This is a genomic window from Streptomyces griseorubiginosus (assembly GCF_001514195.1).
Lineage (GTDB): Bacteria > Actinomycetota > Actinomycetes > Streptomycetales > Streptomycetaceae > Streptomyces > Streptomyces griseorubiginosus.
Window position 1 is genome coordinate 658,989 of the sequence record NZ_KQ948737.1, and the last position, 13,545, is coordinate 672,533.

General features: G+C 71.9%; 12 protein-coding genes. 8 read left to right on the forward strand and 4 right to left on the reverse strand.

Translation table 11 applies throughout. The annotated features are described in order from the left end of the window. Positions 1–93: 93 nt before the first annotated feature. Entirely contained in the window at positions 94–1,488 is a 1,395-nt protein-coding gene (locus AQJ54_RS21295) for an alpha/beta hydrolase family protein (protein ID WP_062239708.1), read from the forward strand. A 12-nt stretch (positions 1,489–1,500) separates the two neighbouring features. Here the strand turns inward: AQJ54_RS21295 and AQJ54_RS21300 are convergent, their stop codons facing one another. Then, positions 1,501–2,391 carry a peptidoglycan-binding domain-containing protein gene (locus tag AQJ54_RS21300; RefSeq protein WP_062239712.1) on the reverse strand — a complete coding sequence of 297 codons (891 nt, stop codon included), beginning with the start codon at positions 2,389–2,391 and terminating at the stop codon, positions 1,501–1,503. 285 nt (positions 2,392–2,676) lie between these two features. Here AQJ54_RS21300 and AQJ54_RS21305 point away from each other — a divergent pair, with 285 nt between their 5' ends. From AQJ54_RS21305 to AQJ54_RS21315, 3 genes are all read left to right on the forward strand, one after another. Then, positions 2,677–4,017 (forward strand): jacalin-like lectin, encoded by a 1,341-nt coding sequence (locus AQJ54_RS21305; protein WP_062020152.1) that lies wholly within the window; start codon positions 2,677–2,679, stop codon positions 4,015–4,017. Positions 4,018–4,219: 202 nt separating this feature from the next. Further along, positions 4,220–5,596: a glycoside hydrolase family 43 protein gene (locus AQJ54_RS21310; protein ID WP_062239715.1), complete on the forward strand. Its 1,377-nt coding sequence runs from the start codon at positions 4,220–4,222 to the stop codon at positions 5,594–5,596. A gap of 83 nt (positions 5,597–5,679) precedes the next feature. After that, positions 5,680–6,171, forward strand: coding sequence for a lamin tail domain-containing protein (locus AQJ54_RS21315; protein ID WP_062020156.1), 492 nt, complete (start codon positions 5,680–5,682; stop codon positions 6,169–6,171). Here the strand turns inward: AQJ54_RS21315 and AQJ54_RS21320 are convergent. Then, on the reverse strand, positions 6,155–7,162 hold the full coding sequence (locus AQJ54_RS21320; RefSeq protein ID WP_062020158.1) for a hypothetical protein: 1,008 nt from the start codon (positions 7,160–7,162) through the stop codon (positions 6,155–6,157). The two genes, AQJ54_RS21315 and AQJ54_RS21320, sit on opposite strands and share 17 nt — an antisense overlap. Beyond that, positions 7,159–7,551 (reverse strand): PadR family transcriptional regulator, encoded by a 393-nt coding sequence (locus AQJ54_RS21325; RefSeq protein ID WP_062239718.1) that lies wholly within the window; start codon positions 7,549–7,551, stop codon positions 7,159–7,161. Before AQJ54_RS21325 ends, AQJ54_RS21320 begins: the two co-directional genes overlap by 4 nt. Before the next feature lie 317 nt (positions 7,552–7,868). Here AQJ54_RS21325 and AQJ54_RS21330 point away from each other — a divergent pair, with 317 nt between their 5' ends. After that, positions 7,869–8,984, forward strand: coding sequence for a hypothetical protein (locus tag AQJ54_RS21330; RefSeq protein ID WP_062239721.1), 1,116 nt, complete (start codon positions 7,869–7,871; stop codon positions 8,982–8,984). Positions 8,985–9,028: 44 nt separating this feature from the next. On the opposite strand, the gene AQJ54_RS21335 is transcribed toward AQJ54_RS21330, so the two are convergent. Then, positions 9,029–9,688: a maleylpyruvate isomerase N-terminal domain-containing protein gene (locus tag AQJ54_RS21335; RefSeq protein WP_062239725.1), complete on the reverse strand. Its 660-nt coding sequence runs from the start codon at positions 9,686–9,688 to the stop codon at positions 9,029–9,031. A 111-nt stretch (positions 9,689–9,799) separates the two neighbouring features. Between AQJ54_RS21335 and AQJ54_RS21340 the strand changes: the two genes are divergently transcribed. From AQJ54_RS21340 to AQJ54_RS21350, 3 genes are read left to right on the forward strand one after another with little or no spacing between them, the layout of a single operon-like run. Beyond that, a complete protein-coding gene (locus AQJ54_RS21340; protein ID WP_062240497.1) occupies positions 9,800–10,339 on the forward strand; it encodes a (2Fe-2S)-binding protein in 540 nt (179 codons plus the stop codon). Further along, positions 10,336–11,328: an FAD binding domain-containing protein gene (locus tag AQJ54_RS21345; protein ID WP_062239729.1), complete on the forward strand. Its 993-nt coding sequence runs from the start codon at positions 10,336–10,338 to the stop codon at positions 11,326–11,328. Before AQJ54_RS21340 ends, AQJ54_RS21345 begins: the two co-directional genes overlap by 4 nt. Before the next feature lie 12 nt (positions 11,329–11,340). Next, positions 11,341–13,500, forward strand: coding sequence for a xanthine dehydrogenase family protein molybdopterin-binding subunit (locus tag AQJ54_RS21350; RefSeq protein WP_062239731.1), 2,160 nt, complete (start codon positions 11,341–11,343; stop codon positions 13,498–13,500). Positions 13,501–13,545: the final 45 nt, after the last annotated feature.

Sequence of the window (13,545 nt, forward strand, 5' to 3'; positions counted from 1 at the left end):
CATTGACGCCCGCAATGTACACGCCTAGTTTCGCGGTGTCAGTCCCCCCGACCGCAGGAAAAACGGACTGCGCCAAGGAGCCCACGTCTCGTGATGCACCGCATCCGCACCCGTACGCTCGTCGCCGTCGCGGCACTGCTGCTCGCCGCCCCCGTCGCCCCGGCCGCCCACGCCGCCACCGAGGACGTGCATGTCGAGGGCCGGCTGCCCTCCGGAGCGACCTACCTCATGGACGTACCGGCCGACTGGAACGGCACGGTCCTCCTCTACAGCCACGGCTACACCCCGGCAGGCGCCCCCAACCCGGCCCGCAACGCGCCCGACGACACCACCAAGTCCCTTCTGCTGCACCAGGGTTACGCCCTGATCGGGTCCTCCTACGCCACCAGCGGCTGGGCGGTCACCGAGGCCGTGCCCGACCAGCTGGCCACCCTCGACGCGTTCACGGCCCGCTTCGGCCGCGCCGGACGCACCCTGGCCTGGGGCACCTCCTACGGCGGCCTGGTCACCACCGCCCTGGCGGAGCGTCACGCGTCGCGCCTCGCCGGCTCGTTGTCGATGTGCGGGCTGGTGCAGGGCGGGGTCGCCAACTGGAACAGCACGCTGGACCCCGTCTTCGCGCTCAGGACACTCCTCGCCCCCGGTTCGGACATCCCCCTGACCCGGCTGCCGAGCCAGGCCGCCGCGACCGAGGCGTCCGACGCGATGACCGGCGTGGTCACCGGGGCGCAGCGGACCCCCGAGGGCCGGGCCCGCATCGCGCTCGCCGCGGCCCTGCACAACATCCCCGGCTGGAACGACCCTTCACAGCCCCGGCCCGCCCCCACCGACTGGGACGCACAGCAGAGCGGGCAGTACCAGGCCGTCGTGGGGCTGGTGCGGTTCCCCGCCTTCGTCTGGCGACAGGAGGCCGAGTCGCGGGCGGGCGGCAGCATGGCGTGGAACACCGGCGTCGACTACCGCGCCCTGCTCCAGCGCTCGCCCTACCTCAAGGAGGTCGAGGAGCTGTACGCGAAGGCGGGCCTGTCCCTGAGGTCCGACCTCAACGCCCTCGACAAGGCCCCACGCGTCCGCGCCGACGCGAAGGCCGTCCGGTGGATGAGCCGGACCAGCACCTTCACCGGCCGTCTCACCAAGCCCCAGCTGAACATCCACACCACCGGGGACGCACTGATCCCGGTGCAGTCCGAGAGCGCCTACCGCCGGGCCGCCACGGCCGCGGGCTCGACGCCCCTGCTGCGCCAGCGCTACGTCGACAACGCGGGCCACTGCACGTTCAGCCCGGGCGAGCAGATCGCCGCCCTGCACACCCTGGAGGACCGGATCACCCACGGGCACTGGCGCGACAGCGATCCCGCGGACCTCAACTCCCGTGCCGTGCAAGCCGATCCGTCGTCCGCGGCTCGCTATGTCCCGTACGTGCCCGCGAGTTACCCCCGCCCCTACGACAGGTCCCACCCGTCCGACGCGCACCGGCCACGGCTCTGACCGGCGATCGGCTCACGGCTCCGTCGTCTCGGATTCGAGGGAGGCCCGCGTCGCCTCGCCGTAGACACCCGACTCGTCCTGGAAGACGACCCGGGTGACCTGGTAGGTGCGTACCGCGCTCTCGACCGTGCCGTCGAAGTCGCCGTCCGCCTCCCCGCTGTAGAGCCCGACCTGCTTCAGGCGGAGCTGGAGTTCGACGACCTCGGGGCCGTGGTCGCCGTAACGGAGCACCGGGGGCTGTCCGTTCGACGAGGTCGGTCCGGGGGCCGCCGTCACGGAGGCGGCGACGCTGGAGGGAGCGCCGACCGGAGTGGGCGTGTCCGACGGGCTCGCGCCGGCGTCGGCGGTCGCGCTCGGCGAGGAGGTGGGCGGCGGGGACGAGGCCGAAGTCGCCGTAGGGGAAGGGGAGACAGCGGAGGGGCCGCTCGACGAAGGCTGCTCCTCCGGTACGCCCGCCCGCACGCCGCCGGCCACCGAGCCGTCGCGGGCGGGGCTGTTGTACGAGAAGAGTCCGCCGACGAATCCACCGGTGACCAGAACCGCGACGGCTGCGCCGGTCCCGGCGACGATCACCGGCCGCCGGTTGCGGCGGCCGGGTCCGGCGACGGCCGGGGACTCCACGGCCGGCTCCACGACGGGCGTCCGCACCGTTTCGTCCACGGTCGCCAAGTCCCCTGTGAGGCTTGGCCGTTCGAGGTCGTCGGCGGGATCCACGGGCTCCTCGCCGACCGCCACGAACGGCCGGATCCGCACGGGGTCGAAGTCCTCGGCGGCCGCTGCCTCGGCCGTACGGGACTCCAGGTGGGCCTCGGCCGCGCGGTGGGCGCAGGCGCAGGAGGGGGTACCGTCCGCCGCCCTGGGCGCCCCGCACTCAGGGCAGACGAGGACTGGTGGTTCACTCACGCGCGTTCCCTCTCCGTACGACCTCCATATCGTAGACAGATATGCCGCGCGAAAATTCCACAACTCTTCTCGGTCTGGAACCGGGGCATCCACAGCACCGAGATTCAGCCACCGCGCGTGAAGCAGAGATGAACGAAGGCCGGCGCGAGCCCTCAACAGCCCCCCGACATCAGGCGACTTGACGGAAGATGGTCTTCCGAGACCGCGACAACATGGGGTAACCAGCGGTAACTTCTGTCCCACCCGCTCCACTCACCCGCGCCACTCCTCCAGGAGAAACTCCCCATGCGCAGACTCCTCGCCTGCCTGGCGGCGGCCACCGCCGTTCTCGGCGGGCTCACCGCGGCCGCCCCGGCCGCCTCAGCCGCCGACTCGGGCAGCTTCAACGTCCTCACCTACAACGTGGCCGGCCTGCCCGAGGCCCTCTCCAGCGCACCGACCCCGCGCGAGTCGAGCACCACGGCGATCGGCCAGCGGATCGCGCCGTACGACATCGTGCACGTGGAGGAGGACTTCAACTACCACGCCTACCTCTACGCGGGCGACACCAACCACGCCTACCGCACGCCCACCAGCGGCGGCGCCGGCATCGGCAGCGGCCTCAACACGCTCTCGAAGATCCCCTACGACGTGGACGACTTCGAGCGCGTGCGGTGGAACTCCTGCCAGTACGACTCGGGTGACTGCCTGACCCCGAAGGGCTTCACCTTCATGCGGGAGCGCCTCGCCGAGGGCGTCTACGTCGACTTCTACAACCTGCACACCAACGCGGGCACCAACGACGGCGACCTCGCCTCGCGCGCGGACAACCTCAACCAGCTCACCGCGTTCATCAACAGCCACTCCAAGGGCAACGCGGTGGTCGTCATGGGCGACACCAACACGCGCTACACCCGCACCGGCGACACCATCGGCGAGTTCGCCGCGGCCAACGGCCTCACCGACGCCTGGGTCCAGCTGATCCGCGGCGGCACCCCGCCGGCCAAGGGCAGCGACGCCCTGGTCTGCGACCAGACGGGGACGACCGTCCCCAACACCTGCGAGGTCGTCGACAAGGTCCTCTACCGCGGCAGCAAGCTGGTCTCGCTGAACGCCACGTCGTACAACAACGAGCACGCCAAGTTCCTCACCAGCGACAACAAGATGCTCTCCGACCACGACCCGATCACGGTCGGCTTCACCTGGCAGCGCAACGCCGCCTACCAGTTCAGCGACCAGTACGGCGGCCCGCACGGCGACTACTTCAACGACATCGCCGGCGTCCCCGCGGGCGCCCGTGCCACGACCATCGGGCTGCGGGCCGGCACCCGGGTCGACCAGATGAGCATCACCCTGGCGAACGGCACCACGCTGACCCACGGCGGGACCGGCGGCACCGCCTCCTCGCTCACCCTCGGCAGCGGTGAGTACGTCACCACCGCCCAGCTCTGCCAGGCCGCCAAGGACGGCAACACCCGGATCTTCTACGCCAAGTTCACGACCAACCTCGGCCGCACGCTCGCCGGCGGCTCGACCACCTCGGACTGCGTGACCCGCACGGCACCGAGCGGCTGGCAGATCGCCGGCTTCCACGGCCGCACGGGCGACGAGGTCGACAAGATCGGCTTCATCTACACCCAGCGCTGACCCGACCGTGCTGGGGGCGGCGCGCCCTCCCCGCGCCGCCCCCAGCACGCACAGGAATCACAAAAGTGCGACCGAATGATTGACGCGCTCATGGCCAGGCCCTAGCTTCTGATCGATTTGCCGAACTCCGTTCGAAATACCGGTCATTGAGGTGCCCCCCACGCCACCTCCAGGTCCCCCGCACGCACCTTGGAGAGACACGATGAGCGCGAACCCCCACCTGTCCCGCCGCGGCCTCCTGGGCATGACCGCCGCCGTCCCGCTCGCCCTGACCCTCGGCGCGGGCACCGCGCGGGCCGCCGACTCGGCGTACGCGATGGTCTACTTCACCGAGTCCACCAACCTCGGCGACGGCACCGACTACGGCCTGCACCTCGCCGTCAGCCCCGACGGGCTCAACTGGACCCCGCTCAACCAGAACAACCCGCTGGTCACCCCCACCGCCGGCGCCCTGGGTCTGCGCGACCCCTTCCTGATGCGCAAGCAGGACGGCACGTTCGTGGTGCTCGCCACCGACCTCAAGGGCACCGACTGGAACTACAACAGCCAGTACATCCACGTCTGGGACTCCGCCGACCTGCGCACCTTCACCGGCTACCGGCGCCTGAAACTCCACGACATGACCACCCACAGCTGGGCGCCGGAGGCGTTCTGGGACGCGGGCCGGGGCCAGTACGCGGTCATCTACTCGTCGGTCAACTCCAGCGGCCACAACGTGATCATGGTGAACTACACCAGCGACTTCGTCACCGCGTCGGCCCCGCAGGTCTTCTTCGACCCCGGCTACGACGTCATCGACGGCGACATGGCCGTGGGCGTGAGCGGCTACAACTACCTGTTCTACAAGAAGAACCAGACCCTGGTCTCCGCGCGCTCCACCTCCCTGAACCCGGGCAGTTTCACCGAGTACAGCGCGGGCGTGGCGCACGGCGGCACCGAGGCGCCGACGGTCGTGAAGTCTCTGACCACGGGGAACTGGTGGCTCTGGGGCGACACGTACACACCCAACGGCGTGTTCTACGCATGGCAGTCGAGCAGTCCGGCCACGGGCTCCTGGACCGCCCTCGACCAGAAGACCTACACCCAGCCGGTCAACTCCAAGCACTGCGGCATCGCGACGATCACCACGTCCGAGTACACCAACCTGCTCGCCAAGTGGGGCGCCCCGGCCTGGAACCGGCTCAAGTCCTACAACTTCCCGGCCCGTTACATCCGCCACGCCGACTACGTGGGCCGGATCGACGAGTACCCGATCGAGCCGTACAAGGACTCCCTGTGGACCCTGGTCCCGGGGCTCGCCGACAGCTCCGGGGTCTCCTTCCGCTCGGACAACTACCCCGACCGCTACCTGCGGCACTACAACTACGCCCTCCGGCTCGACGTCAACGACGGCACGTCGACCTTCGCCGGTGACGCGACCTTCTCCCGCACGGCGGGCCTCGCGGACGCGAGCTGGACGTCCTTCAGGTCGTACAACAACCCGACCCGCTACCTCCGTCACGCCGACTACGTCCTGCGCATCGACCCGGTCTCCACCACGACCGACAAGCAGGACGCGACATTCCGAGTCGGTTACTGATTTCTCCGAAAAAGCCCCCCTGACGGTCCGCGTTGTATACGCTCCAGCTCTTCTTCACGAGACCTTCACAGGGGGGCTTTTCCATGCGCAGAGGACACATAGCCGCCGTCGCGGCCGCGGGCGTGCTGACCGCGCTGAGCGCGGTCCCGGCTCACGCCACCGAGTACTCGTCGGCGCTCAAGGTCAAGGGCATCCAGTACGACGCCCCCGGCCGGGACTCCAACAACTGCACCACCGGCAACACCGACGAGGAGTACCTGACGATCAAGAACTACTCGTCGACCGCGACCGTGAACCTCAAGGGCTATGTCGTGAAGGACGCGACCGGCAACACGTTCACGTTCACCAGGAGCCACTCGCTCCAGCCCGGCGACTACGTGAAGCTGCGCGGCGGCCACGGCACCGACTCGGACGCGAAGAACGTCGTCTACCGCAACAACTGCAACTTCATGTGGAACAACCCCGGGGACACGATCTACCTCTACAAGCCTTCCGGAGCGCACGCCGACACCCACAAGTACACCAAGAGCGCCAACGACCCGGACGGCAACGGGTACATCACGTACCACGGCTGAGCAGGTCGCGTCCGCTCACGACGGCCAGCGCGGCGGTCAGCGCGACCAGGGCCGCCGCCTGGGTGAGGACACCCACCCGCAGCGTGCCGGGCAGCTCGTCGAGCCACGGGTAGACCGCGGTGATCCGGACCGCCAGGAGGAGCAGACCCAGTGCCGCCAGGGCCGCGCCCTCCCCCGCGGCGGAGCCGCTGCTCCCGGTCCGGGCTCGGTACAGCAGCCAGGCGAGGGCCATCACTAGGTAGCAGGTGACGAGCGCCCAGGCGGTGTCGACCCCGTCGGGCAGGGCCACCACCGAGCCGCCCATCAGCACGCAGCAGGCGGCGAAGACCAGGCCGGGCGTGCCCACGGGAAGGCGGGCCGGGGGCGCGTCGCGGTGGTGCGCGGCGCACAACGCCAGGGCCGAGGACCACGCCAGGAAGGTCGCCGCGACGACATAGCCGGAATCGGAGGGCGCGAAGTCGAGCGTCCACAGGTCGGTCAGCGGCCAGAGCGTGGGCAGCGCCGCGACCAGCGCGGAGACCTGGGCGAGCCGGCGGTGGTCGCGCAGCAGGGCGAACCAGGCGACCGTCCACAGCAACGGCAGGAACCACTGGGCGATCGCGCCGGCACCGGCCCACACGCCGTGGCCGGTGAAGCCGTCCGTGAACAGCGCCCACTGGCTGCCGCCGCGGGTGGACGCCCAGGTCAGCCCGAGCACCCGGTCGACCACGGCGGAGGCCGCCTGGAGCAGGACGGCGAAGAGCGCGAAGAGACGGACGGCCGAGCCCAGTACGGCGTAGCGGCGGGGCGCGCTCCCGGCGCCGAGCCTGCTGCGGACGGCCAGCGCGACGATGCTCGCCACCTCGCCGAGGGTGGGCCGGCTCTGGTCCTGGGTCTCCTGGTCGACGTCCCAGAGGTAGGTCTCGACCATCTCCTCCTCGCGCTCGCGCCGGTAGTAGGCGGGAAGCAGGCGCAGGACGGCGCGGTAGCGGGTCTCCAGCAGGGTCGTCATGCCAGACCTCCGGCGAGTCCGGGACCGGCGAGGGGCCCGTCGGTCGTTCCTGACGTGCGCCCCGGGGCAGGTCGAGGGCTGCGCCGTCCCTCGGCGATCCGCTTCTTCGCGGCGCTCGCCCCCGCGGCCAGCCGCTCCGCCTCCGCGGCCAGGGCCACGGTGCCCTCGTCGGTGAGACGGTAGTAGCGCCTCAGCCGGCCCTGCTGGACCTCCTCGCGGTCCAGCACGATGAGCCCGTCGGCGGTGAGCCGGTCCAGTACGCCGTAGAGGGTGCCGACGCGCATCTGGACGGCTCCCCCGGACAGTTCCTCGACCTCGCGCAGGATGCCGTAGCCGTGCCGCGGCTGGTCGGCGAGCGCGGTCAGTACGAAGAACGCCGCCTGTGTCATGTTCCTCGGTGCCATGAACACGAATATATCGGCTCCCGATATATTCAGCGAGCCGAATCGCGCGATCCGGTGGACATCGGGTGGACACGACGAACAGGGCCGGCCCCAATGCGGATGGTGGGCCGGCCCTGTTCGTGAGGTCATTCTGGCGTGCGGAGCGTGAACAGGGCACAGGTGAAAGGAGGTTGCTCGGTGTGGACCTTGTGCGCCCCGTGTGCGCGTGCGCTGTCCGGCTGCCGGACCCCGCCTGGCCCGGGCGGGCCGGCGGCGACGATACTTGGCCGTGGCACGCACCACCCCCTCTCACAGATGGACCCATGTCAAGCACTCCCACGGCAGACTCCACAGCACCTTCCACCGTGTGGCTGGCCCGCGGCCGCCATCTCGGATCCGACGCGGCGGACGTCCTGCGCCGAAGTCTCGCGCGGCTCAAGGAGAGCGCGGTCATCGACGACTTCAAGGAGCCGTCCGGGCCCGACGACGCCCCGGAGCGGATCTTCGAGGCCCGCTGGCGGGTCGGGGACGAGGTGACCGTCCGGGCCCGCCTCTCGCTGTCCGCCCTCTCCAGCGGCAGCCAGGAGTGGGTGCTGGTGGCCGAGGCGGAACAGCCCTGGGATCTGCGCTGGCCCTCCCCCGCGACCATGTTCTGGCCCGAGAACGACGACGTGTTCTGGGACCGGGACGCGGCCACGGGCCTGCGCCTGCGGGACCTGAGCGTGCTGCCCGAGGACGACAAGGAGGTACGGCGGGTGCTGCGGCAGGCCGTGCGCGGCAGTTGGGCCGTGCAGGTCGTCGTGCACGAGGCCATGACCCCCGGCCAGGGCGGCCGCCGGCCCCTGGCCGACATGCTGCCGCCCGGCCTGCGCCACCGGGTCGTCGAGCACCGGGCGCAGCCGCACCAGCTGCGGGTGCTGAACTGGGCCGTGAAGGAGTTCGGCGTGGAGGTGCCGCGCGGCGGTGCCGTGGTGCTGCCCGGGACGCCGGTGCCGCCCGGCTACGACGGCCAGGACTACGCCGTACGCACGGTGTTCCTCGACGGCTCGGAGCCCACCGAACTGCTCGCGGCCGTGACGCGCTACGCCTCGATGCCGAAGCCGCTGCCCGAGGGCGGCGAGGCGGCCGTGACCGCGCTGCGGGAGCAGTGGCAGCTGCTGACCCTTCAGGAGGAACTCGAACGCGAGCGCGCGCTGGTGGCGATGTACGCCGAGGCGCTGGAGGCCATGACCAAGTCCCGGGACCTGTACCGGGAGGCCGCCGAGCGCGCCAACGAGGCGCTGGCCATCTACCGCGAGAACGCCCCGGCGTCACCCGAGACCCCGGCCGATCCGCAGGCCGGCTCGCCCTTGCAGCAGCTCTCGAAGACCTTCGAGCGCTGGAAGGGCACCCTGCGGCCGACCGCCCGCGAGGAGGACCCGGACCAGCGGATCGGCTGAACAGCTGAACAGCTGAACAGCGGTAAGCAGTCCACGTCGGTGGGTCAGCTGAAGAGCGGGAAACGGTCCGCGTCCGCGCCGAGCGTGCGCCGGTCGGCGTCCGTGAGCGGTGCGCGTCCGGTGGCGGCACGGGCGTAGTGCTCGTCGCTCCAGTCGAGAGGCAGGGGGCGGCCGAGGAGTCCGTCGAGGGTGGCCCGGACCGCGGCCAGCCCTTCGGGTGCCGGACCGGGCGCGTCCGGCAGGTCGGTGACCAGGTCCAGATGGTGGATCGTGGCCTCGACGGCGAGGGTGGTCACCAGGTCGGCGGCGGTCAGGACATGCCCCTGCGTGCGGACCCGCAGCTCCGCAGGGGTGTCGGCGGCGGCCCGCACGGTGGCCGCGGCGGTCTCCAGGTACAAATCGCGCAGCTGGCGGAAGTCGAGGAACATGCCGGCGCTCACCCGGCTCCAGCGCCGCCCGTTCGCCGCGCCGACGGGGTCCGGAGCCCAGTCCCGCCAGTAGGTCACGGCGTCCCGGTCGGGCGCTCCGGGCGCGGGTGTGTGCAGGGCGACCAGGGCGCGCTGGGCGTCCCCCGTGCAGTGGAAGACCAGGTCCCGCACGGCCCAGCCGGTACAGCCGGTGGGCCGCCAGGACTCCTCGTCCCCCAGGGGCCGCACGACGGCCGCGAAGGCCCCGTAGGCGGCACGCAGTACGTCGGCGTTCATGCGGGTCAGCCTAGGCGGGGTGTACCGCCCGGAGGCGAGAGGTGTCAGAGCGCCGACTGTGGATACGCGGTGGGGACAGCACCTCCGCCCGTCCGGAAGGTCACCCTCATCATGAGCGGCTCGAACGACCCCGGCTCCACCTGCTCCGAGACGACACTCACGGTCAACGGCAAACCCCACACCCTCCTCGTCGACCACCGGCGCGTCCTGCTCGACGTGCTGCGCGAGGACCTGGAGCTGTGGGGTGCCCGGAAGGGCTGCGACCACGGCCAGTGCGGCGCCTGTACGGTCCTGGTGGACGGACGCCGCGTCAACAGCTGCCTGCTGCTCGCCGTGGCCCTGGACGGCAGCGAGGTCAGGACCGTCGAGGGCCTGGCCGGCGACGGCGAGGACCTGCACCCTCTGCAACAGGCCTTCCTGGACCGCGACGCCTTCCAGTGCGGCTACTGCACGCCCGGCCAGCTCTGCTCGGCGCTCGGCATGCTCGACGAGGCCGCCGCCGGTCATCCCTCGCGCGTCACCACCGATGTCCCGGCAGGCCGTCCCGTACCGCTGGACCGCGACGAGATCCGCGAGCGGCTCAGCGGCAACCTGTGCCGCTGCGGCGCCTATCCACGCATCGTCGACGCGGTCGAGGACGTGATCCCGTGAAGACCTTCGACTACGTACGGGCCGCCTCCCCCGAAGAGGCGGCCGAGCTCTTCGCCGCCCGCCCGGGCGCCCGCTACCTCGGCGGCGGCACCAACCTCGTCGACCTGATGAAACTCGGCGTCGAACAGCCCGACGCGCTGGTCGACGTCAGCCGGCTGCCCCTGGACGAGGTCGAGGAACTGCCGGACGGCTCGCTGCGCGTCGGCGCCACGGTCCGCAACAGCGACCTGGCGGCCCATCCGGCCGTGCGCGAGCGGTACCCGGTCCTCTCCCAGGCCCTGCTCGCTGGCGCCTCGGGGCAGTTGCGCAACGCGGCCACCACCGGCGGCAACCTGCTCCAGCGCACCCGCTGCCCCTACTTCCAGGACATCTCCAAACCCTGCAACAAGCGTGCACCGGGCAGTGGTTGCGGGGCCCGCGAGGGCGTGCACCGGGACCACGCGGTGCTCGGGCACTCCCCGCACTGCATCGCCACCCACCCCTCCGACATGGCCGTCGCCCTCGCCGCGCTGGACGCGCGTGTCGAGCTGTACGGCACGGAGGGCGCCCGGAGCGTGCCCGTGGCCGACTTCGTCCGGCTGCCCGGGGAACATCCGGAGCGGGACACCGAGATCGCGCCGGGCGAGCTCGTCACCGGGGTGCTGCTGCCCGCGGCCGGTGCCGGGCTGCCGTCCGCCTACCGCAAGGCCAGGGACCGGGCGTCGTACGCCTTCGCGCTCGCCTCGGTGGCGGTGGTGCTGCGCGTGACGGACGGGGTGGTCGACCAGGCCGGGATCGCGTTCGGCGCGCTGGCCCACCGGCCGTGGCGGGCGCGGCGGGCCGAGCAGGCGCTGCTGGGCGCCGCGCCCACACAGGCCGCGTTCGAGCACGCGGTCGACCTGGAGCTCTCCGCCGCGGAGCCGCTGCGGGACAACGCCTACAAGGTGCCGCTGGCGCGTTCGCTCGCCGTGGACGTGCTGACCCGGCTCGCCCGGGCCGCCGGGGCCTGAGGAGGAGAACGCATGGACGCCACCGCGCCGAGCACACCGGGAGTTCCTGTCGAGCGCCGCGAGAACGGGGAGTCCGCCCTGGGCGCTCCCGTGGAGCGCCGCGAAGGCCGTCAGAAGGTCACCGGCACCGCCCGCTACGCCGCCGAGCAGCCCCGCCCCGGCCGGGCACACGCCTGGCCCGTGCCCGCCTCGGTCGCCCGCGGCCGGGTCACCGGCATCGACACCGCGGCGGCGCTGGCCCTGCCGGGGGTCCTGGCCGTGCTCAGTCACGAGAACGCGCCGCGGCTCTCCGAGCCGGACGACGCCATGCTCGCCGTCCTGCGCGACTCCCGTGTCCCGCACCGGGGTTGGTTCGTCGCGCTGGTGGTGGGCGAGACCCTGGAGGCCGCCCGCGCGGGTGCCGCCGCCGTCCGCGTCGACTACGCGGTGGAGGACCACGACGTCACCCTCACCCGCGACCATCCGGCGGCCTACGCCCCCGAGGAGGCGAACGGCGGATACCCCGGGACCCGTGAACACGGCGATCCCGAGGGCGCGTTCGCGTCCGCCCCCGTCCGGGTCGACGTCGGCTACAGCGTGCCGCCGCTGCACAACCACCCGATGGAACCGCACGCGACGACGGCCGAGTGGCAGGACGGCCGGCTCACGGTGCACACCTCCACCCAGGGCGCCACGACCGTGCGTGCCGTCCTGGCCGGCCTGTTCGGCGTCCCGGAGGATCACGTCACCGTCCACGCGGAACATGTGGGCGGCGGTTTCGGGTCCAAGGGCACGCCGCGTCCGGACGTGGTGCTCGCCGCCATGGCGGCCCGGCACACCGGCAGGCCGGTCACCCTGGCGCTGCCCCGCCGCTTCCTGCCCGCCGTCGTCGGACACCGCGCCCCGACCCTGCACCGGCTGCGGCTCGGTGCCCGCCCCGACGGACGGCTCGTCTCCCTGATCCACGAGGTCACCACCCACACCTCGCGCGTCAAGGAGTTCGTGGAGCAGGCCGCCGTACCGACCCGCGTGATGTACGCCGCCCCCGACTCCCGTACGGCACACCGGGTGACGCCCCTCGACGTGCCCACGCCGTCCTGGATGCGGGCCCCCGGTGAGGCTCCCGGCATGTACGCCCTGGAGTCGGCCATGGACGAGCTGGCCGGCGAACTCGGCATGGATCCGGTGGAGTTGCGGATCGTCAACGAACCGGACACCGAGCCGGACAGCGGCAAGCCCTTCAGCAGCCGGCACCTGGTGGAGTGTCTGCGCGAGGGTGCCCGGCGCTTCGGCTGGGACCGACGGGACCCGCGGCCGGGCTCCCGCGCGGAGGGTCCGCTGCTGGTGGGGTCGGGAGTGGCCGCCGCCATGTACCCCGTCATGGCACAGCCGTCCACGGCCGCGGTACGGGCGCTGTCCGACGGGAACTTCCTGGTGCGGATCAACGCCACCGACATCGGCACCGGCGCCCGGACCGTGCTGGCACAGATCGCCGCGGACCGGCTCGCGGTGCCCGTGGACCGGGTGCGGATCGAGGTGGGCAGCACGGATCTGCCCGCCGCGTCGCTGGCCGGGGGCTCCTCGGGCACGGCGTCCTGGGGCTGGGCGGTGCACGAGGCGTGCGCCCGGCTCGCGGAGCGGCTGGCCGGGGGGCCGGTGCCCGCGGAGGGACTGGAGGTGCGTGCCGACACCGCGGGCCAGGCCGACGCCGACAGCCCCTACGCCCGGCACGCCTTCGGCGCGCACTTCGCGGAGGTCGCCGTGGACACCGTCACGGGTGAGACCCGGGTCCGCCGACTGCTGGGCGTGTACGCGGCGGGGCGCATCCTCAACTCCCGTACCGCGCGCTCCCAGTTCGTCGGCGGGATGACCATGGGCCTCGGGATGGCGCTCACCGAGGGCAGCACGATGGACGCCGCGTTCGGCGACTTCACCGAGTCGGACCTGGCCTCGTACCACGTGCCCGCCCACGCCGACGTGCCCGACATCGAGGCGCACTGGATCGACGAGGACGATCCCCACCTCAACCCCATGGGCAGCAAGGGCATCGGCGAGATCGGCATCGTGGGGACGGCGGCCGCGATCGGCAACGCCGTCTTCCACGCCACGGGTACCCGCGTGCGCGAACTGCCCCTCACACCGGACCGCGTGCTCGGCGGCATCGGGCGAGGGGCAGCTCCCCGCGGTTTCTAGCGGCTTGCCGAGGCTAGCGACCGCGCTTTCCAGCGGCTTACGGCG

Excerpts from the sequence above, each read along its gene's own strand:
- AQJ54_RS21295 (WP_062239708.1), top strand. The coding sequence starts at position 94 with ATGCACCGCATCCGCACCCGTACGCTCGTCGCCGTCGCGGCACTGCTG.
- AQJ54_RS21305 (WP_062020152.1), top strand. The coding sequence starts at position 2,677 with ATGCGCAGACTCCTCGCCTGCCTGGCGGCGGCCACCGCCGTTCTCGGC.
- AQJ54_RS21310 (WP_062239715.1), top strand. The coding sequence starts at position 4,220 with ATGAGCGCGAACCCCCACCTGTCCCGCCGCGGCCTCCTGGGCATGACC.
- AQJ54_RS21315 (WP_062020156.1), top strand. The coding sequence starts at position 5,680 with ATGCGCAGAGGACACATAGCCGCCGTCGCGGCCGCGGGCGTGCTGACC.
- AQJ54_RS21320 (WP_062020158.1), bottom strand. The coding sequence starts at position 7,162 with ATGACGACCCTGCTGGAGACCCGCTACCGCGCCGTCCTGCGCCTGCTT.
- AQJ54_RS21325 (WP_062239718.1), bottom strand. The coding sequence starts at position 7,551 with ATGACACAGGCGGCGTTCTTCGTACTGACCGCGCTCGCCGACCAGCCG.
- AQJ54_RS21330 (WP_062239721.1), top strand. The coding sequence starts at position 7,869 with ATGTCAAGCACTCCCACGGCAGACTCCACAGCACCTTCCACCGTGTGG.
- AQJ54_RS21335 (WP_062239725.1), bottom strand. The coding sequence starts at position 9,688 with ATGAACGCCGACGTACTGCGTGCCGCCTACGGGGCCTTCGCGGCCGTC.
- AQJ54_RS21340 (WP_062240497.1), top strand. The coding sequence starts at position 9,800 with ATGAGCGGCTCGAACGACCCCGGCTCCACCTGCTCCGAGACGACACTC.
- AQJ54_RS21350 (WP_062239731.1), top strand. The coding sequence starts at position 11,341 with ATGGACGCCACCGCGCCGAGCACACCGGGAGTTCCTGTCGAGCGCCGC.